Source organism: Streptomyces sp. A3M-1-3 (genome assembly GCF_024213665.1).
Classification (GTDB): domain Bacteria; phylum Actinomycetota; class Actinomycetes; order Streptomycetales; family Streptomycetaceae; genus Streptomyces.
In genome coordinates this window covers 271,822-297,686 of the sequence record NZ_JANAVP010000005.1, presented here as the reverse complement: position 1 = coordinate 297,686, position 25,865 = coordinate 271,822, and the positions used below count along the sequence as shown (strand labels likewise).

At 67.6% G+C, this 25,865-nt stretch carries 22 protein-coding genes; 10 read left to right on the top strand and 12 right to left on the bottom strand.

Features of this window, described 5'->3' with window-relative positions; all coding sequences use genetic code 11:
- Positions 1–33: 33 nt before the first annotated feature.
- The 3 genes from gnd to dnaA all read right to left on the bottom strand — a co-directional run bounded on the left by gnd (position 34) and on the right by dnaA (position 4,920).
- Positions 34–912, bottom strand: coding sequence for a phosphogluconate dehydrogenase (NAD(+)-dependent, decarboxylating) (gnd, locus tag NLX86_RS08395; RefSeq protein ID WP_254370946.1), 879 nt, complete (start codon positions 910–912; stop codon positions 34–36).
- A 166-nt stretch (positions 913–1,078) separates the two neighbouring features.
- Complete coding sequence (gene dnaN / locus NLX86_RS08390) at positions 1,079–2,209, bottom strand: DNA polymerase III subunit beta (protein WP_254370945.1); 1,131 nt, start codon at positions 2,207–2,209, stop codon at positions 1,079–1,081.
- Positions 2,210–3,081: 872 nt separating this feature from the next.
- Complete coding sequence (dnaA, locus tag NLX86_RS08385) at positions 3,082–4,920, bottom strand: chromosomal replication initiator protein DnaA (RefSeq protein WP_308409557.1); 1,839 nt, start codon at positions 4,918–4,920, stop codon at positions 3,082–3,084.
- Between the two features lie 355 nt (positions 4,921–5,275).
- Here dnaA and rpmH point away from each other — a divergent pair, with 355 nt between their 5' ends.
- The 9 genes from rpmH (at position 5,276) to NLX86_RS08340 (ending at position 12,099) form a co-directional block, all read left to right on the top strand.
- Positions 5,276–5,413, top strand: coding sequence for a 50S ribosomal protein L34 (gene rpmH / locus NLX86_RS08380; RefSeq protein WP_052578310.1), 138 nt, complete (start codon positions 5,276–5,278; stop codon positions 5,411–5,413).
- Positions 5,414–5,431: 18 nt separating this feature from the next.
- The gene (gene rnpA, locus NLX86_RS08375) at positions 5,432–5,806 is read left to right on the top strand and encodes a ribonuclease P protein component (RefSeq protein ID WP_254370943.1); all 375 of its coding nucleotides are present in this window, start codon (positions 5,432–5,434) and stop codon (positions 5,804–5,806) included.
- On the top strand, positions 5,803–6,132 hold the full coding sequence (gene yidD / locus NLX86_RS08370) for a membrane protein insertion efficiency factor YidD (RefSeq protein WP_254370942.1): 330 nt from the start codon (positions 5,803–5,805) through the stop codon (positions 6,130–6,132). The genes rnpA and yidD overlap by 4 nt, the downstream gene beginning before the upstream one ends.
- Before the next feature lie 3 nt (positions 6,133–6,135).
- Complete coding sequence (gene yidC, locus NLX86_RS08365) at positions 6,136–7,392, top strand: membrane protein insertase YidC (protein WP_254370941.1); 1,257 nt, start codon at positions 6,136–6,138, stop codon at positions 7,390–7,392.
- A 15-nt stretch (positions 7,393–7,407) separates the two neighbouring features.
- Complete coding sequence (locus NLX86_RS08360; protein ID WP_254370940.1) at positions 7,408–7,920, top strand: R3H domain-containing nucleic acid-binding protein; 513 nt, start codon at positions 7,408–7,410, stop codon at positions 7,918–7,920.
- A gap of 103 nt (positions 7,921–8,023) precedes the next feature.
- Positions 8,024–8,740, top strand: coding sequence for a 16S rRNA (guanine(527)-N(7))-methyltransferase RsmG (gene rsmG / locus NLX86_RS08355; protein WP_254370939.1), 717 nt, complete (start codon positions 8,024–8,026; stop codon positions 8,738–8,740).
- A gap of 253 nt (positions 8,741–8,993) precedes the next feature.
- Positions 8,994–10,070 carry a ParA family protein gene (locus NLX86_RS08350; protein ID WP_302061108.1) on the top strand — a complete coding sequence of 359 codons (1,077 nt, stop codon included), beginning with the start codon at positions 8,994–8,996 and terminating at the stop codon, positions 10,068–10,070.
- Positions 10,067–11,173, top strand: coding sequence for a ParB/RepB/Spo0J family partition protein (locus NLX86_RS08345; protein WP_254370937.1), 1,107 nt, complete (start codon positions 10,067–10,069; stop codon positions 11,171–11,173). The genes NLX86_RS08350 and NLX86_RS08345 overlap by 4 nt, the downstream gene beginning before the upstream one ends.
- 308 nt (positions 11,174–11,481) lie before the next feature.
- Positions 11,482–12,099 (top strand): GNAT family N-acetyltransferase, encoded by a 618-nt coding sequence (locus NLX86_RS08340; RefSeq protein WP_254370936.1) that lies wholly within the window; start codon positions 11,482–11,484, stop codon positions 12,097–12,099.
- 84 nt (positions 12,100–12,183) lie between these two features.
- On the opposite strand, the gene trxA is transcribed toward NLX86_RS08340, so the two are convergent.
- The 7 genes from trxA to NLX86_RS08305 all read right to left on the bottom strand — a co-directional run bounded on the left by trxA (position 12,184) and on the right by NLX86_RS08305 (position 21,636).
- The gene (trxA, locus tag NLX86_RS08335) at positions 12,184–12,528 is read right to left on the bottom strand and encodes a thioredoxin (RefSeq protein ID WP_254370935.1); all 345 of its coding nucleotides are present in this window, start codon (positions 12,526–12,528) and stop codon (positions 12,184–12,186) included.
- Between the two features lie 50 nt (positions 12,529–12,578).
- Positions 12,579–13,541, bottom strand: a complete 963-nt coding sequence (trxB, locus tag NLX86_RS08330; RefSeq protein WP_254370934.1) for a thioredoxin-disulfide reductase — start codon at positions 13,539–13,541, stop codon at positions 12,579–12,581.
- A gap of 125 nt (positions 13,542–13,666) precedes the next feature.
- Complete coding sequence (locus tag NLX86_RS08325) at positions 13,667–14,566, bottom strand: zf-HC2 domain-containing protein (RefSeq protein ID WP_254370933.1); 900 nt, start codon at positions 14,564–14,566, stop codon at positions 13,667–13,669.
- Positions 14,563–15,252: an RNA polymerase sigma factor SigM gene (sigM, locus tag NLX86_RS08320; RefSeq protein ID WP_254370932.1), complete on the bottom strand. Its 690-nt coding sequence runs from the start codon at positions 15,250–15,252 to the stop codon at positions 14,563–14,565. The genes NLX86_RS08325 and sigM overlap by 4 nt, the downstream gene beginning before the upstream one ends.
- A gap of 30 nt (positions 15,253–15,282) precedes the next feature.
- Positions 15,283–16,986, bottom strand: coding sequence for a protein kinase family protein (locus NLX86_RS08315; protein WP_254370931.1), 1,704 nt, complete (start codon positions 16,984–16,986; stop codon positions 15,283–15,285).
- 119 nt (positions 16,987–17,105) lie between these two features.
- The gene (gene murJ, locus NLX86_RS08310) at positions 17,106–19,265 is read right to left on the bottom strand and encodes a murein biosynthesis integral membrane protein MurJ (protein WP_254370930.1); all 2,160 of its coding nucleotides are present in this window, start codon (positions 19,263–19,265) and stop codon (positions 17,106–17,108) included.
- Positions 19,266–19,311: 46 nt separating this feature from the next.
- Entirely contained in the window at positions 19,312–21,636 is a 2,325-nt protein-coding gene (locus NLX86_RS08305; protein WP_254370929.1) for a DUF6049 family protein, read from the bottom strand.
- Positions 21,637–21,806: 170 nt separating this feature from the next.
- Here NLX86_RS08305 and NLX86_RS08300 point away from each other — a divergent pair, with 170 nt between their 5' ends.
- Positions 21,807–23,291, top strand: a complete 1,485-nt coding sequence (locus NLX86_RS08300) for a CCA tRNA nucleotidyltransferase (protein WP_254370928.1) — start codon at positions 21,807–21,809, stop codon at positions 23,289–23,291.
- 79 nt (positions 23,292–23,370) lie between these two features.
- On the opposite strand, the gene NLX86_RS08295 is transcribed toward NLX86_RS08300, so the two are convergent.
- Both NLX86_RS08295 and NLX86_RS08290 read right to left on the bottom strand, forming a co-directional pair.
- Entirely contained in the window at positions 23,371–24,633 is a 1,263-nt protein-coding gene (locus NLX86_RS08295; RefSeq protein WP_254370927.1) for an MFS transporter, read from the bottom strand.
- A 108-nt stretch (positions 24,634–24,741) separates the two neighbouring features.
- Complete coding sequence (locus NLX86_RS08290; protein ID WP_254370926.1) at positions 24,742–25,824, bottom strand: inositol-3-phosphate synthase; 1,083 nt, start codon at positions 25,822–25,824, stop codon at positions 24,742–24,744.
- Positions 25,825–25,865: the final 41 nt, after the last annotated feature.

Below are 25,865 nucleotides of genomic sequence, written 5' to 3'. Positions count from 1 at the left end.
GGCTGCCTCAGCTGATTCGTTACTGCGCGTGCGCTACTGCTTGGGCTCGACCGCATGACCACCGAACTGGTTGCGCAGTGCCGCGATCATCTTCATCTGCGGGGAGTCGTCCTGACGCGACGCGAAGCGCGCGAACAACGAAGCCGTGATCGCGGGCAGCGGCACCGCATTGTCGATCGCAGCCTCGACCGTCCACCGGCCCTCACCCGAGTCAGCGGCGAAACCGCGCAGCTGTTCGAGGTGCTCATCCTGGTCCAGCGCGTTGACCGCCAGGTCGAGCAGCCACGAACGGATGACCGTGCCCTCCTGCCAGGAGCGGAAGACCTCCCGGACATCCGTCACCGAGTCGACCTTCTCCAGCAGCTCCCAGCCCTCGGCATAGGCCTGCATCATGGCGTACTCGATGCCGTTGTGAACCATCTTCGCGAAGTGCCCGGCACCGACCTTGCCCGCGTGAACCGCGCCGAAATCACCCGCCGGCTTGAGGGCGTCGAAGACCGGCTGCACCTTGGCAACGTTCTCGGCGTCACCGCCGTACATCAGCGCATAGCCGTTCTCCAGGCCCCACACGCCACCCGAGACACCGCAGTCGACAAACCCGATGCCCTTCACGCCCAGCTCCACAGCGTGCTTCTCATCGTCCGTCCAGCGAGAGTTCCCGCCATCCACGACGACATCACCCGGAGCCAGCAACTCAGCCAGCTCATCGACAGTGGACTGGGTCGCCGCACCCGCCGGCACCATCACCCACACCACACGCGGGCCCTTGAGCTTGCCCACAAGCTCCTCGAGGCTGTGGACATCAGCTACGTCCGGGTTGCGGTCGTATCCGATGACGGTGTGGCCTGCACGGCGAATGCGCTCGCGCATGTTGCCGCCCATCTTGCCGAGACCGACGAGACCGAGCTCCATCAGTGGTTCCTTAAGCGTTGAGGCGATTCGTACCCGAGTCCGAGCCTACGCCCGGCCCGTAGCCCGTAGCAGCGGCCCGACGGGAGGGCTCAGGCCCGGCTCGTACGTCAGAAACCGGGCCTGACCTGCGACGACAGGCCGAGACAGGTCGGCCTGGTCGGCCCGGTCAGCCCGAGAGCCGCACCGGCATGATCAGGTACTTGTACGCCTCATCCACCTCGGCATCCGCAGCCGGCCGACCGCTCAGGAGCGCCGGCTTGGTCGACGTGGTGAACGACAGCTGCGCGACCGGCGAGTCGATCGCGCTCAGCCCGTCCAGCAGGAACGTCGGGTTGAAGGCGATCGAGATGTCGTCGCCCTCGAGCTTGGCGTCGACGCGCTCCACAGCCTGCGCATCGTCACTGGAACCGGCCTCGAGGATGAGCACACCCTGCTCGAAGCTGAGCCGAACCGGAGTGTTCCGCTCGGCCACCAGCGCCACACGCTTGACCGCCTCGACGAACGGAGCTGTCTCGATGACCGCGATCGAGTTGAACTCGGTCGGGAAGAGAGTCCGGTACTTGGGCAGGTCACCCTCGAGCAGCCGCGTCGTGGTGCGGCGGCCGGCACCCTCGAAACCGATCAGACCCTCACCCGCACCCGAGCCGGAGAGAGCCAGCGTGACCGTGTCACCACTGGTCAGCGCCTTCGCCGTGTCCAGCAACGTCTTCGCGGGCACCAGCGCGACCGCGGACGCGTCCGGGTTCTCCGGCTTCCACCGGAACTCACGCACCGCGAAGCGGTAGCGATCGGTGGACGCCAGGGTGACCGTGTCGCCCTCGATCTCGATCCGTACGCCGGTCAGCACCGGCAGCGTGTCGTCGCGCCCGGCGGCGATGGCCACCTGGGCGGCCGCGGAGGCGAAGACCTCACCGGGCACCGTGCCGGTCGCGGTCGGCATCTCGGGCAGCGTCGGGTACTCCTCCACAGGCAGCGTGTGGAGTGTGAACCGCGAGGAACCGCAGACCACGACCGCCCGTACACCGTCTGTGGAAATCTCCACCGGCCGGTTGGGGAGGGCACGGCAGATGTCGGCGAGCAGCCGGCCGGAGACGAGGACGGTGCCGTCCTCCTCCACATCCGCCTCCACCGAGACCCGCGCCGACACCTCGTAGTCGAAGCCGGAGAGGCTGAGAGTGCCGTCCTGCGCCTTCAGAAGCAGGCCCGCGAGGACGGGCACCGGCGGACGGGCCGGGAGGCTACGGGCCGCCCACGCCACCGCCTCCGCGAGTACATCGCGCTCCACCCGGATCTTCACCGGAACCGCCTCCTGCTGTTGCTGGCTCGCCCTGCTGGCTTTCGTCGTCTGGCTGTGTTGCCGGGCACCAGTCTGACGCACGCCGCCGACACTCGTTGCTGCTCGGGGTCAAGTCGAGACGAGAGGGGTCGAGCGTTCCGGGACCAAGTTGTGCACAGGCCCCGCTTCGAAGCGGATTCCTCGGTATCTCTATCTGGGAGTAGTAGTAGGGCCTGTGGAAACCGTGGATAACCCTGTATCCGCTGGTCAGGCTCACTATTTTGTCCACTGCGCCTGTGGGTGGAGCCGGTGGACAAGTAGGTCCCGCTGTGGAGAAGCGAAAGTTCTGCACACTCGGTGCACAGGCAGCCGGGAGTACTCCACAGCGTCGTCCCCAGCTTTACCCATGTTCCCCACAGCCCAACCGACCTCCTTGGTGTGACGCCTTTCACTCGCTCCGGTGAGGTCGCGTGTTTCGTTGCCGAACAGTGGACAAGGGTGTGGAGAAGCTGTGCACAACATGACCTTGCCTGTGGGCCGCCGGTGGACAACACAGAGCGCCCCCCGCAGCCGCCTCCTCCGTCCACAGTCTGTGGACGGAGGTTGGTCACAATTCCACAGGCGCCTGAGCTGGGGTGATCAAGTATCGACCACCCCGCCTGTGGACACAGTCTGGACAACTTGACAGTCCCCAGGGTGTGGACGGCGGATCACTCCAGGATCTGTGGAGGAGTGGTCTCGGACGACAGCTATTCGAACAGCAGAAGGTGACACGTACACGTCCCGATGACCGGAACAGCGGCTCCCGCGACGACGAAGGGCGCCCCGGGAGATCGTCCCCGGGGCGCCCTTCGCCCTTCGTACGTGCTGAGCCGGCCTGTGACCGCGTCCTGTCAGCCGTTCTTGATGCGGTTCGTGAGCTCGGTGACCTGGTTGTAGATGGACCGGCGCTCGGCCATCAGGGCACGGATCTTGCGGTCCGCGTGCATCACGGTCGTATGGTCGCGGCCGCCGAACTGCGCGCCGATCTTGGGCAGTGAGAGGTCGGTCAGCTCACGGCACAGGTACATCGCGATCTGGCGGGCCGTCACCAGCACGCGGCTGCGTGAAGATCCGCACAGGTCGTCCACCGTCAGGCCGAAGTAGTCGGCGGTGGCGGCCATGATGGCCGGCGCGGTGATCTCGGGGGCGGCGTCCTCGCCGCCCGGGATCAGGTTCTTGAGGACGTCCTCGGTGAGGCCGAGGTCGACCGGCTGCCGGTTCAACGACGCGAACGCCGTGACCCGGATCAGCGCGCCCTCCAGCTCGCGGATGTTGCGCGAGATGCGGGACGCGATGAACTCCAGTACCTCCGGCGGGGCGTTCAATTGCTCCTGCACGGCCTTCTTGCGGAGGATCGCGATACGCGTCTCCAGCTCCGGCGGCTGTACGTCGGTGATGAGGCCCCACTCGAAGCGGTTCCGCAGCCGGTCCTCCAGGGTCACCAGCTGCTTGGGCGGCCGGTCCGAGGACAGGACGATCTGCTTGTTGGCGTTGTGGAGGGTGTTGAAGGTGTGGAAGAACTCCTCCTGCGTCGACTCCTTGCTCGCGAGGAACTGGATGTCGTCGACGAGCAGGATGTCCATCTCGCGGTAGCGCTTGCGGAAGGAGTCGCCCTTGCCGTCGCGGATGGAGTTGATGAACTCGTTGGTGAACTCCTCCGAGCTCACGTACCGGACCCGCGTGCCGGGGTAGAGGCTGCGGGCGTAGTGGCCGATCGCGTGCAGCAGGTGGGTCTTGCCGAGACCCGACTCCCCATAGACGAAGAGGGGGTTGTACGCCTTGGCCGGCGCTTCGGCGACTGCGACTGCCGCGGCGTGTGCGAAGCGGTTGGAGGCGCCGATGACGAAGGTGTCGAAGAGGTACTTCGGGTTGAGCCGGGCGGTCGGCTCGCCGGGGCCCGGCGCGGAGGCGGGCTGTGTGGACGGCCTGCCGCTGACGGTGGAGGGGAGTGCGGGGTTGCCCTGGGAAGTCTGCGGTTCGGGCCGCTCGTGACGGTCGTGGCGCTCGCGACGGTCGTGTCGGTCGGGGCGCTGTGTGTCGTATGGCGACTGGTCGTACTGCGTCTCCTCGTACAACGGGCGCTCCGGCTGCGGCCGGTAGCCGTGCTGGGGCTGGGGGGAGGCGTATGGGTCGCGCTCCTGGTAGCCGCCGAGCCGGGGCTGTTGCCAGCCGTAGTCGTCCTGCGGCGGGCGTGGCCAGGCGCCGGGCTGGGGACGCTGCTGCTGGTAGTCGGGGTAGGCGGGGCGCGCGGTGGGGAGGTGGTCGGCGCGGGGGGCGGGCAGCTGGTCGTGGTCGCCCTGGTGCTGGTCGTTGCCGGGGCGCTGCCCGTAGCCGTCGTAGGCGTCGCGGTGCGGCGGCTCGTCGTAGCGCGGACGTTCCTGTTGTACGGGTGGGCTGTGCGGGGGGGTTGGCTCGCCGGCGGAGTCGTCGACGGTGATGGCGATCCGGATGGGGCGGCCGCACTCGCGGCTGAGGGTTTCGCTGATGAGGGGGGCGAGTCGGCCTTCGAGTACGCGCTTGCCCCATTCGTTGGGGACGGCGAGGAGGGCGGTGTCGGCCACCAGGGCGAGCGGCTGGCACCGCTCGATCCACTGTTTGTCTTTCGCCTCGATGCCCTGTTGCCCTTCGTCGAGGAGCTGCTCGAGCACTCGTGGCCACACTGCGGCAAGATCGGCAGGTACGTCAGCCACAGAGCACGCTCTCTCACGGGGTCCCACGAAGGTGTGGTTCTTTGGGACGGTCGGGAAGAAAAGGGGTTGGAGTCCAGCCACGGTAGTCAGGGCGGCGGGTACGGTTCAAGTTGTTGTCCACAGCCTGTGCATAGTGGAGCCCGGTGAAGCGCCGGTTTGACCGGATGGCGTAGCCGCGCGTACCGTAACCAGGTCGAGTTGTCGATGGCTGCTGCCGCCTGCCTCCGATGGGCAAAGATCACGATCTGTGGTCGTGAAGCGGTGCCACTCGGGCGTTTACGCGAGTTCCTCGTGGGCGCACGGTGACAGCCAGGCGATGTCCCGCCACCACACGATTCATTTCTGGAGCCCCCGAGTGAGCAAGCGCACCTTCCAGCCGAACAACCGCCGTCGTGCGAAGACCCACGGCTTCCGTCTGCGTATGCGCACCCGTGCCGGCCGCGCGGTTCTCGCGTCCCGCCGTGGCAAGGGTCGCGCCCGCCTGTCCGCCTGATCGCCAGGTCATGACGTCGTGCTGCCTACCGAGAATCGGCTGAGGCGGCGCGAGGACTTCGCGACCGCTGTACGTCGGGGAAACCGGGCCGGACGCCCGCTTCTCGTCGTTCATCTATGTCTTAGCGGTGCAACGGACCCGCACGCGCCTGGGGAGAGCGCTCCCCCGACGCGTGCGGGTTTCGTTGTCAGCAAGGCTGTGGGTGGTGCGGTCGTCCGTAACCAGGTGAAGCGCAGGCTTCGCCATCTGGTGCGCGAACGGCTGCCTCAGCTGCCCCCCGGTAGCCTGGTAGTCGTACGGGCGCTGCCCGGAGCGGGCGACGCCGACCATGCTCAGCTTGCCCGAGACCTGGATGCCGCCCTTCAGCGGTTGCTGGGAGGGGTGGCGCGATGAAGTACCCGTTGCTGGCTTTGATCAAGCTGTACCAGTGGACGATCAGTCCGTTGCTCGGGCCGGTGTGCAGGTATTACCCGTCGTGTTCGCACTACGGATATACGGCCATCGACCGGCATGGTGCGGTGAAGGGGACGGCTTTGACCGCCTGGCGCATTCTGCGGTGCAACCCGTGGTCGCCCGGTGGTGTCGATCATGTTCCCCCGCGTAAGCGCCCGCGTTGGCACGAACTGTTGCGCAGCGCCTTGCGCGGCAGCAAGGGCGGTCACTCCGCCGCTGAGAACCTCCCGGCCGCAGAGAGCCCGCCCAATGCTCAAGGAGCCTGATTAGTGGACACGATTGCCAGTCTCTTCAGCTTTATCACGACACCTGTTTCCTGGGTCATCGTCCAGTTCCACTCGTTGTACGGGGCGATCTTCGGCCCGGACACGGGTTGGGCCTGGGGTCTGTCCATCGTGTCGCTGGTGGTGCTGATCCGGATCTGCCTGATCCCGCTGTTCGTCAAGCAGATCAAGTCGACCCGGAACATGCAGGCGCTCCAGCCGAAGATGAAGGCGATCCAGGATCGCTACAAGAATGACAAGCAGCGTCAGTCCGAAGAGATGATGAAGCTGTACAAGGAGACGGGTACCAACCCGCTCTCTTCGTGCCTTCCCATCCTGGCGCAGTCGCCGTTCTTCTTTGCCCTCTATCACGTGCTCTCGAAGATCGCCTCGAACGACACCATTGGTGTTATCAATGAGCCGCTTCTGGCGAGTGCGCAGAAGGCACATATCTTCGGTGCCCCGCTGGCCTCGAAGTTCACGGACAGCGAGGGCGCGGTCGCGGCGCTGAACGCGTCGCTGATGGATGTCCGTATCGTGACCGCGGTCATGATCGTCCTGATGTCGCTGTCGCAGTTCTACACGCAGCGTCAGCTGATGCAGAAGAACGTTGACCTGTCGGTCAAGACGCCGTTCATGCAGCAGCAGAAGATGCTGATGTACATCTTCCCGGTGATCTTCGCGGTGATGGGTATCAACTTCCCCGTCGGTGTCCTTGTCTACTGGCTGACCACGAACGTGTGGACCATGGGCCAGCAGATGTACGTGATCAACCAGAACCCGACCCCGGGAAGCAAGGCCCAGGACCAGTACCTCCAGCGTCTGCTGAAGAGCGTCGGCGCCCATGGCCAGGTCCGCGGCCGCCGTAAGCGCACTGTGGTTCAGGCGCTTGTCGCCAAGGGCCCTGACCGCAACGACAATGAGCGTCGTTTTGTCACCGGGCTGGCCAAGCAGGGCCTGGTCGCGCAGGCTGACGGCACTGTGATCAAGTCTTCCGAGTCTGCCGAGGACGCGGGGGCGTCCGGGGTGGCCAAGCGGCAGCAGCCCAAGCGGCAGACGAAGGCGAAGCGCCAGGCCGGTACTGGGGCGGGGGCGGCCGAGTCCGCCGAGTCCGGCGCCAAGACCTCGCTCGAGAAGCAGGACGGATCGCAGGATGCCGGGCCGAAGCCGGCCACGAAGTCTGCTTCCGGTTCACCTCGTCAAGCCAAGCCGGGACAGCGCAAGGGCCAGCAGCGGCCCAAGCACCCGTCCTCCAAGAAGTAAGAAGGAGCCCATCCCGTGACGGAAGGCACCACCTCCGCCGCCGCTGAGGGTGGCGACACCCTGACCCGCCTCGAGCAGGAGGGGGAAATCGCGGCCGACTACCTCGAGGGCCTGCTGGACATCGCCGACCTCGATGGCGATATCGACATGGATGTCGAGGCCGACCGGGCTGCGGTTTCCATCATCAGTGACTCGGCCGGTGGCGATCTGCAGAAGCTGGTCGGCCGTGATGGTGAGGTCCTGGAGGCGCTCCAGGAGCTGACCCGGCTCGCGGTGCACCGGGAGACCGGCGACCGCAGCCGTCTGATGCTCGACATCGCCGGGTTCCGTGCCAGGAAGCGTGAAGAGCTCGCGGTTCTGGGTGCCAAGGCTGCGGATGAGGCGAAAAGCAGCGGTGAGCCGGTGAAGCTCCAGCCGATGACGCCGTTCGAGCGCAAGGTCGTGCACGACGCTGTTGCGGCCGCCGGCCTGCGCAGTGAGTCCGAGGGCGAGGAGCCCGAGCGCTTCGTCGTTGTGCTCCCGGTCTGACCGGGTCCCTCGTGTGGTCGGCCCCGTCTGTTCGCAGGCGGGGCCGATCTTGTCAGCCGATAGTTCAGCCACGACGACAGTGCGGTACGGAAGGACGGTCCCCGTGACGGAGGCAGCAGAGCTCCCCCCGGCCCCGGAAGAGGCGAGGGCGGTATTCGGTGAGTGCTTCCCGGAAGCTGTCCGGTACGCGGAGCTGTTGGCGGATGCGGGCGTCCAGCGGGGGCTGATCGGGCCTCGCGAAGTGCCGCGGTTGTGGGAGCGGCATCTGTTGAATTGTGCGGTGCTGTCCGAGGTGGTGGCCGAAGGGGTGACGGTCTGTGACGTGGGTTCCGGGGCCGGGTTGCCCGGCATTCCGTTGGCGCTGGTTCGCCCTGATCTGAAGATCACCCTGCTGGAGCCGCTGCTGCGGCGTACGAACTTCCTCCAGGAGGTGGTGGAGCTGCTGGGGCTCGATCACGTGACTGTGGTCCGGGGGCGGGCTGAAGAGGTTCTGGGCACGCTGCCACCGGTGCATGTGGTGACGGCTCGCGCGGTGGCGCCGCTGGACCGGCTGGCCGGTTGGGGCGTACCTCTGCTGCGTCCCTACGGGGAGATGCTGGCACTCAAGGGGGACACCGCCGAGGAGGAGCTGGTGGCTGCGAAGTCCGCGCTGGCGAAGCTGGGTGTGGTGAAGACCTCAGTGCTGCAGGTGGGGGAAGGTGTGGTGGATCCGCTGTCCACGGTCGTGCGGGTCGAGGTCGGGGAGAGTCCCGGTGGTGTGCGGTTCGCTACAAAGCGGGCCAAGGCGGCTCGGGTCAGCCGTACGCGTCGGCGTCGTTGATTCGCGCTGTCTACCTACGGTGCTCCATACAAGCTGCCAAACGTACGCATTTCGGAGTGTCGCAGCCGTCTGACGTGGCTGCCCGTGCATCGTGTTTCACGTGAAACGTCGCTCTCTGCTGCACGGAATCATCAGTCGTGGTCGGGCGGCTACCTCGCCGCGTGACCGGAAGTCTCCCGGGGTCCCTGACTTGTCCACAACGGTGGATTCATCCACAGGAGAACGGGCCTCGCTGGTTCACAACCCCGAAAGCATGGCAGGCTCTGCTCATTGCGAGCCCGATGTCGAGGAGGGTGAACCCTTGCGGTCCGACGCCAACATCGCGGGACCGATGACCGATCCGGTCCCCGGTCCCCGTACCGAGTCGGCGGGGGAGGATGTTTCACGTGAAACACCGCCTCCGATGGACGACACCCCCATTGGTCGTGCTGCCCAGTTGGCGGTGGAAGCCCTTGGCCGCGCCGGCGAGGGCTTGCCGAGGCCTGAGCAGACGCGCGTGATGGTGGTCGCCAACCAGAAGGGCGGCGTCGGTAAGACCACCACCACGGTCAACCTCGCTGCTTCCCTTGCGCTGCACGGCGCTCGGGTCCTGGTGATCGACCTCGACCCTCAGGGCAACGCCTCGACAGCGCTGGGGATCGACCACCACGCCGAAGTCCCTTCGATCTATGACGTCCTGATCGACAGCAAGCCGCTCTCCGATGTTGTGCAGCCGGTTCCGGATGTCGAGGGCCTCTTCTGTGCGCCCGCCACGATCGATCTCGCCGGTGCGGAGATCGAACTTGTGTCGCTGGTGGCGCGGGAGAGCCGGCTGCAACGGGCGATTCAGGCCTACGAGCAGCCCCTGGACTACATCCTCATCGACTGCCCGCCTTCGCTCGGACTGCTGACGGTCAACGCGCTGGTCGCGGGAGCCGAGGTGCTGATTCCCATCCAGTGCGAGTACTACGCACTGGAAGGCCTCGGTCAGCTGCTGCGGAACGTCGATCTCGTACGGGGCCACCTGAATCCGCACCTGCATGTGTCGACGATTCTGCTGACCATGTACGACGGCAGGACCCGGTTGGCCTCTCAGGTGGCGGACGAGGTGCGCAGCCACTTCGGCAATGAGGTGCTGCGCACGAGCATCCCGCGATCGGTGCGTATCTCGGAGGCGCCGAGCTACGGCCAGACGGTCCTCACCTATGATCCGGGCTCCAGTGGTTCGCTCTCCTACCTGGAGGCAGCGCGTGAGATCGCGCTGCGCGGGGTCGGAGTGCACTATGACGCCCAGCACGCCCACTCGGGCAGCCGGAACAGCCAGCAGAACATGTCGGAGGGGATCCAGTGAGTGAGCGACGTAGAGGGCTGGGGCGTGGGCTCGGTGCGCTGATCCCTGCCGCTCCGCAGGAGAAGTCCGTTCCCGCGATGGGGGCTGCTTCGACTTCCCCGACTGCGGTTCCCGTGCTGACTGTGGAGCGGGGCGTGGCGGCTGCCAAGGTGGCCACGCTGCCGCAGAGCGCCGTTTCACGTGAAACGGAAGTGCCGGCACAGGTTGCGGAGCCCGAGACCGAGTCGGTGGCCGAGCCTGTGGCCGGTGCAACGTTTGCCGAGCTGGCGCTGGATGCGATCACGCCCAACCCCCGCCAGCCGCGTGAGGTGTTCGACGAGGATGCGCTCGCCGAGCTTGTCACCTCCATCCAGGAGGTGGGACTCCTTCAGCCGGTTGTCGTACGGCAGCTGGGTCCCGAGCGCTATGAGCTCATCATGGGCGAGCGGCGTTGGAGGGCCTGCCGGGAGGCGGGTCTGGAGCGGATCCCCGCGATCATCCGGGCCACGGATGACGACAAGCTTCTCCTGGACGCGCTCCTGGAGAACTTGCACCGCGCGCAGCTGAACCCGCTGGAGGAAGCGGCGGCGTACGACCAGTTGCTCAAGGACTTCAACTGCACGCACGACCAGCTGGCTGACCGGATCGGGCGTTCGCGTCCGCAGGTATCCAACACGCTGCGGCTGCTGCGGCTGTCGCCATCAGTGCAGCGCCGGGTGGCTGCCGGCGTGCTGTCGGCCGGCCACGCGCGGGCCCTTCTCTCGGTGGACGACTCCGAGGGGCAGGACAGGTTGGCACATCGCATCGTGGCCGAGGGGCTTTCGGTGCGTGCGGTCGAAGAGATCGTCACCCTGATGGGTTCGCGCCCGGCAAGTTCTGCGAAGTCCAAGGGCCCACGGGCCGGGGCACGGCTGTCGCCCGCGCTGTCCGACCTCGCCTCCCGGCTGTCGGACCGCTTCGAGACGCGGGTGAAGGTCGACCTGGGGCAGAAGAAGGGGAAGATCGTCGTCGAGTTTGCCTCGATGGACGATCTGGAGCGGATTCTGGGGACGTTGGCTCCGGGTGAGGGGCGGGTTCTGGAGCACGGGCTCGCTGAAGAGGAACCTCAGGGCGAGCAGAAATGAGCTGATCCTTGGAGTCCGTGTGGTGGGCGGGCCGTGTCCGGTGTATACCGGAACACGGCCCGTCCTTTGCTTTCAGGCGGTATCGATGCAATCGCTGGGTGGATACGATGCGTTCAGCTAGGACGCATCACCTGAAGGCGCCTCAAACGGAGAGGGCGGGGCATGCGATCGGTGAGCCGCACCGGACTGATGACAGCAGGACTGGGGCTGGGGGTGGTCGGCGGTTTCGTCGGCAGCCTGCTCCAGGAATGGAGCGCGCTGACGGCGGCCCGGGGCGCGGCGAGTGAGGGAAGTGAGGATCAGCCTTCATGGGTCGTCGGCTCGTACCGCTCACGCTGGACAACCTTCCGGACCTTCCCAAGCGCTGCCGGGCGTGTGTCTTCTGGGAACTTGATCCGGTCAGTGGAGAAGCTGCGGTAAAAGCGGGAACGCCTGAGCTGGAGAAAGAGGCGTGGATCTCCGCTGTTCTGCTGGAGTGGGGTTCCTGCGGGCGGGTCGTCTATGTCGACGAAGTGCCCGTTGGCTTCGTTCTGTACGCGCCTCCGGCGTATGTGCCGCGTTCCACGGCGTTTCCCACGAGTCCGGTGTCTCCCGATGCTGTTCAGCTGATGACCGGGTGGATCATGCCGGGGTACCAGGGGCAGGGGCTGGGCCGTGTGATGGTGCAGACGGTTGCGAAGGATTTGTTGCGGCGCGGCTTCAAGGCGATCGAGGCGTTCGGAGACGCCCGATGGAACGAGCCGGCCTGTGTGTTGCCGGCTGACCATCTTCTGGCGGTGGGGTTCAAGACGGTGCGTCCGCACCCGGTGCATCCGCGGTTGAGGCTGGAGCTGCGGACAACGCTGTCCTGGAAGGAAGACGTGGAGCTTGCGTTGGACAGGCTGCTGGGCGCGGTCCAGAAAGAGCCGGTACTGCGGCCTCTGTGAGAATCGCTCGGACAGAAACCCGGACAGAAACAAGGGCCGCCCCGAGGGGCGGCCCTTGTTTCACGTGGAACGGTGCTGTGTCCGTCAGGCCTTGGCCCCGTCACCGATGAAGTCCGCGAGGTCACGTTCGAGAGCGGCCTTCGGCTTGGCTCCGACGATCGTCTTGGCGACTTCGCCGCCCTGGTAGACGTTGAGCGTCGGAATGGACATCACACCGTACTTGGCGGCGGTGGCCGGGTTCTCGTCGATGTTGAGCTTGACGATCTCGATCGAGTCGCCGTGCTCCGCGGCGATCGCCTCGAGCGACGGAGCGATCTGACGGCAGGGACCGCACCAGGCGGCCCAGAAGTCCACGAGCACGGGCTTGTCGTTCTTGAGGACATCCTCTTCGAAGGAGTCGTCAGTCACGTTCTTCAGGGTGCCGGCCACGGCGGCCTCCTCTTTCTTCCTGGGGTGTGGGGTGGGGGAAAGCGTGTGGGTCAGACTGTTGCGGCGGCGACATTCTCTTCGTCGCCGAGGGCAGCGAGGTAGCGCTCGGCGTCGAGGGCGGCGGAGCAGCCGGTGCCGGCGGCGGTGATGGCCTGCCGGTAGATGTGGTCGACGACATCCCCGGCACCGAAGACGCCGGTGAGGCTGGTGCGCGTCGAGGGTGCGTCGACTCGCAGGTATCCCTCGTCGTCCAGTTCCAGCTGGCCCTTGAAGAGCTCGGTGCGGGGGTCGTGGCCCACGGCGATGAACAGGCCGGTCACCGGGAGCGCGGACGTCTCGCCGGTCTTGGTGTTGCGCAGGGTGAGGCCGGAGAGCTTCTGCTCGCCGTGGATTTCCGCCACCTCGCTGTCCCAGGCAAACTTGATCTTCGGGTCGGCGAAGGCGCGCTCCTGCATGGCCTTGGAGGCGCGCAGGGTGTCCCGGCGGTGGATAATCGTGACGGACTTGGCGAACCGGGAGAGGAAGGTGGCCTCCTCCATGGCGGTGTCGCCGCCGCCAACGACGGCGATGTCCTGGTCCTTGAAGAAGAAGCCGTCGCAGGTCGCGCACCAGGAGACGCCGCGGCCGGAGAGCGCGTCCTCGTTGGGCAGGCCCAGCTTGCGGTGCTGGGAGCCGGTGGTGACGATGACGGCCTTGGCGTGGTGGACGGTGCCGGCGGTGTCGGTGACGGTCTTGATGTCGCCGGACAGGTCGACGGTGACGATGTCGTCGGGTACCAGCTCGGCTCCGAAGCGCTCGGCCTGGGCGCGCATGTTGTCCATCAGGTCCGGGCCCATGATGCCGTCCCGGAAGCCGGGGAAGTTCTCCACGTCGGTGGTGTTCATCAGCGCACCGCCCGCCGTGACTGCGCCTTCGAACACCAGCGGCTTGAGCGACGCGCGTGCGGTGTAGAGGGCGGCGGTGTATCCGGCCGGCCCCGAGCCGATGATGATCACGTTACGGACGTCGCTCACGGGTGTCTTCCTCGTCTCTGCGGACTGCGTACTGCCTACCGGGGCCCGGTCAATGACTCTCACCCCACGCAACGGATCCTACGGGGCGTGCATTCCCGTGGTGTCCGAGCGCGGGGTTGGGTGTGTCAGTGGCGGGGGTAGGAGCGCTTCAGCAGAACGTCGCCCGTGCCTGAGGGGGCGGTTTCCTGGCAGGAGGCGTCTATGAGGTAGGCCTGGACCGAGGAGCTGTCGGAGGGGTGCGGGAGCACGAGCAGATAGGCATCGGCACCCTCGTAGGTGCCCTGTTCCGCGGCGAGGAGTGGTTCTGCCCGGCCTGTGCCTGCCTGGACGCAGGGCGGCACGTTCGTGGCTGCTTCCGCGTCCCGCAGCGGCGAGTGCGGGAGGGTCTGTGTCCCGAGGGACTTCCGTTCCTTGGGGTTCTGGCCGGCTGGTGATTCGGCGGCGAGAAGTGCCTGGACCCGGTCTTCGAGGCCGGATGCGGAGAAGGTCCCCGGAGCGTCGGAAGTAACGCCCACACCACTCTCCGCGGTCTTGTCCGCCGTGCCTTGTGAGGTCGGCAGCGACTGCATCAGGAAGATACTCATGCCGATCGCGGCCGTGCCGAAGACGCCTCCGAGGACGGCGGCACGGCGGCGGTGCTTGGTACGAGTGCCGCGGCCGGGGCCTGTGGCCGCACGCGGGTGGCCGGCCGGCCGGTCGGCAGTGGTCGGTTCCGCCGCGACGGGAGGCGATGTTTCACGTGAAACAGCGTCGCCCGTGCCGGGGGAGGTGGCATCCAGCAGAGCTTCGGCGGCGAGGGCCGCGTCGATACGGCCCGCGATATCGGCCGGCATGCGCTGCGGGCCCGGCAGAGTGCCCAGCAGGCCGCGGATCTCGTCCAGGGAGGCTCGTACGTCGGCGCACAGCGGGCATGTGTCGAGGTGCCTTCGGACCTCGGCCGTGCGTGCCGGGGAGAGTAGTCCCTCGGTGAGGTCGGAGATCTCCGAGACGTCCGGGTGCCGGATCGCGCCGGTCGTGGATGTCACGGTCGCCCACCTCCGCCCTTCACCGCGTCTGTGTCCTTGGGTTCTGCTGCCGGTGGGACGGATGTCCCCTGCGTCCGGTTCCTTCCCCGGCCGAGGTCGTTGTTATCCGCGGCGTCGGTACGCAGGTGTGTGAGCATCGGCTGCAGTCTCGCCCGGCCCCGTGCGCAGCGGCTCTTCACCGTCCCGGTCGGCACGTCGAGGATCTGGGCAGCTTCTGCCACTGGATAGCCCTGCATGTCGACGAGGACCAGTGCGGCCCGCTGCTCGGGGGGAAGCGTGCGCAGGGCTGCCAGAAGTTCGCGGTGGAGGTCTTGGCGCTCCGCGGGCGCCTCGGCCGACTCGTGAGGCTCCAGGAGCTGCTCGAGTCTCTCGGTGTCGTCCATGGGTGAGGTCTTGCGCGAGGCGGCTTTGCGGGCTCGGTCGAGGCAGGCGTTCACCGTGATGCGGTGCAGCCAGGTCGTGACGGCCGACTGTCCGCGGAAGGTGTGGGCGGCGCGGTAGGCGGAGACGAGGGCGTCCTGGACCGCGTCTGCCGCTTCCTCGCGGTCGCCCAGCGTACGCAGGGCTACGGCCCACAGGCGGTCGCGGTGGCGGCGGACGACCTCACCGAAGGCGTCGGAATCGCCGGCTACATGGCGAGCCAGCAGATCCTGGTCGCTGATGTCGCCGAGTGCCGCATTGTCCAAGTCCCTGCCCCTCCCCCCGGTGGTCGCCGATCAGCTGGTGATCTTGATCTCTGATACCCGGCCTCGGAAGTTGCCTTCATCGGTCTGCGGCAGTTCGGTAAGCCAGACGAGAACGTACCGCGCCTTCACACCCTTGCCGGGACGGAGAGCCACATTGTCCCCGGTCCCTTCGGCGACCTTCGTGAACTCATCAGGTGACGTCGGAGCCGCGGAGGCGTCGAACGGCGCAGCCCTCAGCTGAACAGTGGTGTCCCCGACGAAGGAAACCTTCACGGTGCCGATCTGCTTGACCTCACCGAGGTCCAGTACAACCCCGAGGCCCTTCTTCAGCCTGCCGAAGTCGGCGCTCTCGTAGAAGTCGGTCTGCCAATGCGTGCTGGTGTCGCCGTCGTAGGTCTTGCTTATGTCGCCGGGCTTCTCAGCACCGTCGCCCAACGGATCGAAGTCCTTCGCATCGACGATGGGGACCGGCTTACCGGACTCCACCACGGGGGACGGGTTCTTGTCGCCTCCGTCGGGCGTCTGAGTGGTCGAGCCACCGGACTCCCCTCGGTCGAGGAGGGTGTCGGCCAGTTGCCAGCTGCCCAGGCCGAGTGCGGCGATGAGCAGCGCGGCGACGCTCCACTTCAGGGCCTTGCCGGTGCGGCTCTGCAGCGGAGGCGGCGGGGCTGCCGCCATCGGCTGGGTGGCCGAGGCGGGACGGGCCGACGCACGTCCGTAGGTGGTGCCCTGCTGGTAGGTGGTGCGCTGGTACTCGGGGGGTGCCGTGAAAGCGGGCTCCGGCGGCCGGATGCGCGGCATGGCCGCGATCGCCTTGGCGAGCTCCTCCGGGGTGGTGCAGGGCGGTTCCTGGCGGGAGGCGGTGGCGCCGTCGTTGGCCAGAGCCCGCATCGCGAGTTCGGCAAGCCCGCGATGGACACCCGCCCGGACCTGGTCGGGGGCGATCAGACCGACACCCTTGGGCAGGCCGGACAGCCCGTACGCGTCGTTCTCGTATGGCCAGCGCTGGGTGAGGGAGGCGTACAGCAGGGCGCCGATCGCCTCCGTGTCGCTGCGCTGCGGGTGTTCGGAGGTGATGCCGCGCAGGGCGGCGTTCACGGCGAGGCCGCGGATCCGGTACTGGCCGGAGGAAGTGCGCAGTATGGCGCCGGGGGTGAGCCGGAGATGGGCCAGGCCCTCGCGGTGCGCCGCGGCCATGGCCTGGGAGACCTGGCTGACGAGCTGGTAGGCGTCGTGTGCCTCCATCGGGCCGGCCGCGAGGAGGCTGGTCAGCTCGGTGGCATCCGGGAGCCACTCGTGAACGACGTAGACGAGATCGTTCTCCTCGACCGCGTCCAGGACCTGTACGAAGCGCGGGTCGCCGAGCAGCGCCGAGGAGCGAGCGGCGGCGAGTACCGAGCGGGCGCGGGGGTGGTGGGCGGGAAGCAGGTGGACACCGACGGCCCGGCGGAGTTTCTCGTCGACGGCACGCCAGCTGCTGAAACCGTCCAGACGGGTGACGCACTCCTCGAGCCGGTAGCGTCTGGCGAGCTTGTGGCCGCTGTGGAGCTCGGGCGCGGCGGCGTGCCCGAGCACGCCGCTCTTGCGTTCGCCGCCCGTGTCCGGGGTGCTCGTGTCCGCCGTCTGCTGGGCTTCCGCCACCCCGTCGGCCGTGGCGCCGTCCGCCTTCGCGGTCAGCGGCTCGTCGCCGCTGTTGTCGGCCACGTCGACGGCAGCTGTGCTACGTTCCGCCACCGTCGTTCCTGCCTCCCCATCCGTTGCACGCTGTCGGCCAGTCTGCAAAGCCATGCCAATTGTGCCCACAGTCCGGCGCTATGCACGACACGCGGCGGCGGACGATGGTTGTGCGAGGGTCAGCGCCCGAGTCGTCCGCGGACCATTCCGACCAACGCGTTGAGCTCCTCGATGCGCATCCGCTTCGCCGCGACGAGGAAGACAGCCAGCAGGACGGCGCCGCCGCCGGCCAGAGCCGCGAGCGAGCCGAGGGCGCCGCTGCCGAGGCCCTTGGTGATCGCGAACGCGACGGCGCCTGCGGCCAGCGCGGCGGGAACACACGCTCCGGAGAGCCGGGCGTACGTACGGATGACGTGCGCGCCGTCGAGATCGCCGCCGAGCCGGTTGCGCAGCCGGCGCCAGGCGACGCTGACGCCGACGGCGTAGGCCAGGCCGTAGGCGGCGGCCATGCCGACCACGGCCCAGCGGGACGGCAGGACGACGTAGGCAAGCGCGGAGACGGCGGCGTTGACCGCGGCGACGATGACGGTGTTGTAGAAGGGCGTGCGGGTGTCCTCGTACGCGTAGAAGCCGCGCAGTACCACGTACTGCACGGAGTACGGGATCAGGCCGAGTCCGAAGGCCATCAGGATGAAGCCCATCGACCGTGCTGCTTCGGCGCCCGACGGCCCGAACAGCAGGGTGCACATCGGGAGGCCTAGGGCGACGAAGGCGAACGAGACGGGCACGATCGCGACGGCGGAGTTGCGCAGCCCCTGCGAGATGTCGTCGCGTACCGCACCCGGGTCGTTGTCATGTGCGGCCCGTGAGATGCGGGGCAGCAGTGCGGCCATCACGGAGACGGTGATGATGGCCTGCGGCATGCCCCAGATCAGCTGGGCGTTGGAGTAGGCGAGGAAGCCCGCACCGCTCCGGCCGGACGCCTCGCCCGCCGCTGTGGCGAGCTGGGTGACGACGAGGACACCTGCCTGGTTGGCGAGGACGAAGAAGACGGTCCACTTGGCGAGCTTGACCGTCTTGCCGAGGCCGTGGCCCTTCCAGTCGAAGCGGGGACGGAAGCGGAAACCGGCCTCCCGCAGGTACGGGATCATCGCCAAGGCCTGGACAACGAGTCCCAGCAGCGTTCCGATGCCCAGGAGCCGGACGCCGTCCGCCGGGATGGTCTCCACGGCCATGCCGGATTCGGCGGAAGTGCCGTAGACCCAGATGAACAGTCCGAACGTGAAGATCATGACGATGTTGTTCAGGACCGGGGTCCACATCATCGCGCCGAACTTCCCGCGAGCGTTGAGGATCTGGCCCATGACCACGTGGACGCCCATGAAGAAGATGGTCGGCAGGCAGTAGCGGGCGAAGACGACGGCGACGCTGTTGGCTTCGGGGTTACTGGCGATCGTGTCCGACATCGCGCGGATCAGCGCGGGTGCCGCGAAAACGGCGGCGATGACGATGATGCCGAGGGCGACCATGACGAGAGTCAGCAGGCGGTTGGCGTAGGCCTCGCCGCCATCCTCGTCGTTCTTCATGGCGCGTACGAGCTGCGGAACGAAGACGGAGTTGAGCCCGCCGCCGACAGTCAGGATGTAGATCATCGTCGGCAGGGTGTAGGCGATGGTGTAGGTGTCACCGAGAACCGCGGCGCCCAGAGCCGCGGTGATCACCAGGCTGCGGACGAATCCGGTGAGCCGGGAGACCATCGTGCCGGCCGCCATCACGGCACTGGACTTCAGCAGCCCTGATGCACGGCCGGACTTCTTCGGGGCGGGCGCGCCGACCGGTTCGGGTTCGGAGACGGGGGGCCGGCCGCTGCCCTGCTGGTCGCGGTAGAGGTGGGCGAAGGCGTCCGGCTCCGGCTCTTCGTCACCGGCCCGGGTGACCAGGTCGTCCACCCCGACGAACTGGGTGATCCGGCCATCGTCGCCATACGGGAGGTGGCGGGAGGGCCCGTCCGGTTCGGGCGCCGGTGTCTGTGCCCATACCCGCGGGTCCGGGGCGTGCTGGGGCGCCACAGGCTGCTCGTAGAGCGGCTGCGGCTCCTGGTAGGTGCCCGGCGGCGGCGGGGGGTGCGAGGCGCGGTCGTAGAGGGCCTCGGTCACCGGGTCCTGTGCGGCGAGGTCCTGTTCCCGGTACGGGTCGTGGTCGTAAGCGTCCTGAAGATAAGGGTCCGGGGCGGGTGGGGACGGCGCGGGAACCTGCCCCGGTGGCCCTGGAACGGCCCCCGGTGTCGCGGCAGTGCCACCCGCGCCCTGTCCGCGGTCACCGTCGTACGGCGCGTTCATCGAAACCCCACCTCATCGTCCCCAGGCCGACCGGCCACGCCATCGCTCAACGGTCCACTTTCTCACCCGTGCCCGACGGGTTGCCGCTATCCGGTCCGGTGTCCGGCGTCGGGTCACTCTGCTGCTCGGCGTCGTCCGCCTCTTCGGGCGTCTCCCCAGCGGTCTCCGCCGCGGTGTCCGCCGTGGCCCCGGCCGTCGCGCGCGCCGCCGCACGCCTGCGGTGCGCGTACATCCTGATGCCGGCGAGGACGAGAAGAAGGACACCGCCGGCGATCACGAGCATCACCGTAGGGGTGATCTCGGTGGCTTCCACGGTGAACCTCCTCGCCTCCCCATAGCGGACACCGTCCTCGGTGTAGAGCTGGGCGGTCACCTCGACCGGTCCGCTGGCCGTGGCGTTGGCCGTGAACTTCACGGACTGGCTGTGGCCTCCCTGGACAGCGACCGGTTGCTCGGCTTCCGCCCCGTCACCGAACTTCAGCCGGTTCGGCTTGTCCGAAGTGAGTCGGAGCACCAGGTTGTCGACACCCTGCACCAGGCTGTTCTGCACGGTGACCGGGATCGTCGCACTGCGGCCCGAGAGGGTCGCGTCCGACTTCGGAATCAGCTGGACCTTCTTGGTGAGACCGATCAGGTAGCTCTGTACGTCACCACGGTACTGGGCGGCCTCCTGCGGCTTGCCGCGCCAAGAAGAGGACATTCCCCGGCGGATGGCGTTGCCGAAGGGGATGTCCACGCGGTCCTCCGCGGTGAGGATCACCTTGAAGTGGTCGAGCGTGTTCTGGGTGGTCCGGATCTCCTCGAAGGCCTTCCTCGGGAGTTCCTTCTTGCGCAGGGAGTCCGGGTACGAACCCGAGCCGGGAACGCTCGTCGTGGCGTCGGGGTCGGGTTTGGCCTTCCCCGCCGCTTCCAGGTCGAGCGGCTGCGTCCAGCGGCCGGACTGCAGACCGTGCAGCGCGCCTGCCATGGACTGCGCCTGGCTGGCGGTCGGCATCCGTTGCGGAGCGACGACGATGCTGCGTTCCTCGTCCGTGCCCTGCAGGTTCAGCGCGAGGCTCTGCGCCAGGAACTCCTGCACGGCGAGCGTGGAACTCCCCGCCCGGGACATGTCCCGCTGGAAGGCGGTGGAGAGCCGGGCGTCGGCGACGACGGCCGTGGTGCCGCCCCCGATAGGCCTGGCCGCTGTTGGCGTGTACGACAGGTTCCCCGTCTCCCGCATGCTGTCGCTTCGGGCGATCACATGGTGGGCGCCGGCCGAGGTGGCGGTGTTGACGACCGAGGGATCGACGGCACCTTCCACCGGCCATGCGAAGTCGGTGGAAGGTGTCACGTGGAGGATCGTCTCCACGGCCTGCTTGGCTACTTCTGTTGCGGGCCGCAGATGGCTGAGGGACCCGGAGACGTTCCTGCCGCGGTGCGCCAGTGAGGCCAGGTCGGGGTCGGCGAACGGAAGCGCCACGACCTTCTGGTCCTCCACCGCGTCCTCGAGTGAGCTGAGCCACTGCTTGGCGACGTCCTGGCTCTTGCCGGCGACGGTGGTGCCGTCGTGCCCTCTGACCTGGTAGCTCCTGGTCATCGCGTCGACGGTGGCGAGCAGGTCGGGGTCGATGAGCCAGGTGACGGGCAGCTCCTTGCCGAGCGAGACGAGCTGTTCAAGCCGGCCGCCCGGGGCGAGTTCCGCCGACAGGCTGTCGTCCTGGAAGACCGGGGTCTGCTGTTCGTCGGAGCCCGTCTCGGAGGTGAGATGCGTAGAGGAGATCAGCGGCCACACGAAGGTGAGCTGGGTCCGCTTCTCCGCCGACTCCGGCTGCCACGGCAGGAAGGTCCGCTCCATACCCAGAACCTGGGGGTACGGCCGACTCGGTGTCTGGCCCGCCAAGGAGACGCCGACCTGGTAGATGCCGTCCGCGTCGAGTCCCAGCTTGTCGACCGGGACCTTGATCGTGAAGTCGTGGCCGATCTTGGAGGGCAGCTTCGCGATCTCCAGGGTGTACTCGTCGTCGATCTCCGAGAGATTGCCGGGAGCAGGACCGGTGCGCTCGGCGGCCGCGTCGACCGCCGTCCTGCCGGTCATCGGCGGTCCCACCCGAAGCCCCACGCGGGCGTCGGTGATGGTCTCTTTGCCCCGGTTGACCACAGTGCCGGAGATCGTGAGCGAGTCGCCCTCCACCGGTGCGGCGGGGGTCAGTGTGTCGAGAGACACGTCGACACTCTGCGGACCCGCGGAATCGGCGGCGTGTGCGGGCGAGGCTGCGGGAACGTACACCAGCCCGGCCAAGAGCGGCGTCCCGGCGAGCAATACGGCTGCGCGCCGCAGCCATCGGCGGGCAGGAGAGGAGCCCGTCCCCTGGAAGTCTGCCGCCTCGGCCACGCGCTCGCCCGTCTCTTGTCGTCAGTGGTCGTCGGTTGTGCGTCCACGCATGGTAACGAGGCCTGCTGTGGGTGAGTGCCGCGGACTGCTCCACATGATCGGAGGAAAGAAGCGGTGGTGGAAAGAAACGAGGGCGCTCCGGTCGGCCGGGCCACGTACCCTGTTCTGTTGTGCCGAACGCCAATGAAGACAACCCCAGTGCCCTGAGCCAGGTGCAGCGCCGCGCGGTGAGTGAACTGCTGCGGGTCTCCCCTGTCGCCGACGATCTCGCCCGACGCTTCCGGGATGCGGGCTTCAGCCTCGCCCTGGTCGGCGGCTCGGTCAGGGACGCGTTGCTGGGACGGCTCGGCAATGACCTCGACTTCACCACCGACGCGCGTCCCGAGGACGTACTGAAGATCGTCCGGCCGTGGGCCGACTCGGTGTGGGACGTGGGTATCGCCTTCGGCACGGTGGGGTGCCAGAAGGCCGCCGGCAACGCAGGAGCGGACCGGTTCCTCCAGATCGAGGTCACCACCTACCGCTCCGAGGCGTACGACCGGACCTCGCGGAAGCCGGAGGTCTCCTACGGCGACTCCATCGAGCAGGATCTGGTGCGCCGGGACTTCACCGTCAACGCCATGGCCGTGGCTCTCCCGGAGAAGGATTTCATCGACCCGCACGGCGGGCTCGACGACCTCGCGGCACGCGTCCTGCGGACCCCGGGCACGCCCGAGGAGTCCTTCTCGGACGACCCGCTGCGCATGATGCGGGCGGCCCGCTTCGCGGCTCAGCTGGACTTCGAGGTGGCTCCTGAAGTCGTCGAGGCAATGACCTCTATGGCCGAGCGCATCGAGATCGTCTCCGCCGAGCGCGTGCGTGACGAGTTCAACAAGCTGCTGCTCTCCCCCAACCCCCGCAAGGGGCTGGGGCTGCTCGTGGGTACGGGCATCGCCGATCGTGTGATTCCCGAACTGCCGGCGCTGCGACTGGAGAGCGATGAGCATCACCGGCACAAGGACGTCTACGAGCACTCGCTGACCGTGCTGGAGCAGGCCATAGATCTGGAAGCTCCTACGGAGGAGCCGGGCGGTGGGCCGGACCTGGTGCTCCGGCTGGCCGCACTGCTGCATGACATCGGCAAGCCGCGGACACGCCGTTTCGAGTTGGACGGCCGGGTCTCCTTCCACCACCACGAGGTGGTCGGCGCAAAGATGACCCACAAGCGCATGACCGCACTCAAGTACTCCAACGACATGGTGAAGGACGTTGCGAAGCTGGTGGAGCTGCACTTGCGGTTCCACGGCTACGGGACCGGGGAGTGGACCGACTCCGCCGTCCGACGCTACGTACGTGATGCGGGCCCCCTGCTGGAGCGCCTGCACAAGCTGACCCGCTCGGACTGCACGACACGCAATAAGCGCAAGGCGAGCGCCCTGTCCCGCGCCTACGACGGCCTTGAGGAGCGCATTGCGCAGCTCCAGGAGCAGGAGGAGCTGGACGCGATCCGCCCGGACCTCGACGGCAACGAGATCATGGAGGTCCTCGGAGTCGGCCCCGGCCCGGTGATCGGCAAGGCTTACAAGTTCCTGCTGGAGCTCCGTCTGGAGAACGGCCCCATGGAACGAGACGCGGCGATCACGTCACTCAAGGAGTGGTGGGCCGCACAGGCCTGAGCCATGTTTCACGTGAAACATGGCGCGGACCGAGGGGCGATGTTTCACGTGAAACATCGCCCCTTTCCGCTGTCCCGCCCTATCGCTTCACTGGGCGCGCCATCGCCGCGGCCACCACGGCGTAGAGCACGGCGACCGATACGACCAGGGGAGCCGACCGGCCATCCGCCGGCAGCATCAGCGCAGCCACCCCGGCGGCGCCGACGAATGCCACGTTGAACAGCATGTCGTAGATCGAGAAGACCCGCCCGCGGAAGGCATCGTCCACCGAGGACTGCACCACCGTGTCCGTGGCGATCTTCGCTCCCTGGGTGATCAGCCCGAGGACGAAAGCCGCGATCATTATGGGCACCGGCGTGAACGGCAGACCGAGGGCCGGTTCCAGTACGGCAGCCGAAGCGGCGCAGGCCGCGATCCACCCGTACTCGCCCAACCGGCTCACCGCCCACGGTGTCACCACCGCCGCCGCGAAGAAGCCCGCCCCCGAAAGGGCGAGGGCCAAGCCGAGCAGGGCCAGGCCGTCCGACTCCCGCTCCGTCCATGCGTAGCGGGACAGCATCAGCACCATCACGGTCAGCGACCCGTAGCAGAACCGCAGGAGGGTCATGGCGGCCAGCGCCCGGGCCGCCGTCCGCCGCTCCGCCAGATGGCGCAGTCCTCCGGCCAGTCCACGAGCAGTCATGGCCACGGCTTCGGTCACGCTGGGACGGACGGCATCGGGTTCGAGATCCGGCCCCAGCAGGCCCGGGGCGATACGCAGGGAGGCAAGCGCCGCAGAGAGATAGAGGCACGCGCCCAGCACGACGACGGCCGCGTCGGAGTCGGCGCCCAGCAGCCGCACGGCGAACGCGAGCCCCCCGCCGGCGGTCGCCGCAAGTGTGCCTGCGGTCGGGGAGACCGAATTGGCCATCACCAGCCGGTCGGCATCGACGACGCGCGGCAAAGAGGCCGACAGGCCCGCCAGGACGAAGCGATTGACGGCGGTGACGGACAGCGCCGAGACATAGAACAGCCAGTCAGAGACGGAGGCGAGGATCAGCAGCGCCGTCACGCACGCCAGGGCCGCCCGCAGCAGATTCCCGTAGAGAAAGACCTGCCGGCGCCGCCAGCGGTCCAGCAGCACGCCGGCGAACGGGCCGACCACCGAGTACGGCAGAAGCAGCACGGCCATGGCCGAGGCGATGGCAGCGGGCGATGTCTGCCTCTCCGGGGAGAACACGACGTACGTGGCAAGGGCCACCTGGTACACGCCGTCTGCCGACTGGGAGAGCAGTCGTACCGCGAGCAGGCGGCGGAAATTTCTCAGGCGCAGGAGTACGCGCAGATCACGTACGACAGGCATGTGCGCAAGGGTCACATACGAGGAGGGTCCCCGGGCACATTGCCCGGGGACCCTCCTCGGCACGCTCGCGGAAGCGCCCTGTCGTACCGGCGCGCCGCGCTGTGTGTATTAGCGCTCTACTTCCCCAGCGATGAACTTCTCGACGTTCTCACGCGCCTCGTCGTCGAAGTACTGGACCGGCGGGGACTTCATGAAGTACGAGGACGCCGAGAGGATCGGGCCGCCGATACCGCGGTCCTTGGCGATCTTCGCGGCGCGCAGCGCGTCGATGATGACACCCGCGGAGTTCGGGGAGTCCCAGACCTCGAGCTTGTACTCCAGGTTCAGCGGGACATCACCGAACGCGCGGCCCTCAAGACGCACGTACGCCCACTTGCGGTCGTCCAGCCACGCCACGTAGTCCGACGGGCCGATGTGGACGTTGTTCTCGCCCATGTCGCGGTCGGGGATCTGCGAGGTGACGGCCTGGGTCTTCGAGATCTTCTTGGACTCGAGGCGGTCGCGCTCGAGCATGTTCTTGAAGTCCATGTTGCCGCCGACGTTCAGCTGCATGGTGCGCTCGAGGAGCACACCGCGGTCCTCGAAGAGCTTCGCCATCACACGGTGCGTGATGGTGGCGCCCACCTGGGACTTGATGTCGTCACCGACGATCGGCACGCCGGCCTCGGTGAACTTGTCCGCCCACTCCTTCGTGCCGGCGATGAAGACCGGAAGAGCGTTGACGAATGCGACCTTGGCGTCGATGGCGCACTGTGCGTAGAACTTCGCCGCGTCCTCGGAACCGACGGGCAGGTAGCAGACCAGAACGTCGACGTCGCGGTCCTTGAGGACCTGGACGACGTCGACCGGCGCCTCCGCGGACTCCTCGATGGTCTGGCGGTAGTACTTGCCCAGGCCGTCGAGCGTGTGGCCACGCTGGACGGTGACGCCGTTGCTGGGCACGTCGCAGATCTTGATGGTGTTGTTCTCGCTGGCCCCGATGGCGTCCGAGAGGTCGAGGCCGACCTTCTTCGCATCGACGTCGAAGGCGGCCACGAACTCGACGTCCCGCACGTGGTAGTCGCCGAACTGGACGTGCATGAGCCCCGGCACCTTGGCCGCCGGGTCGGCGTCCTTGTAGTACTCGACGCCCTGCACCAGCGAGGCGGCGCAGTTGCCCACGCCGACGATGGCTACGCGAACCGAACCCATTGGCGGTTGCTCCCTGTGTGTACTCGACGAAGCCCTGCGGG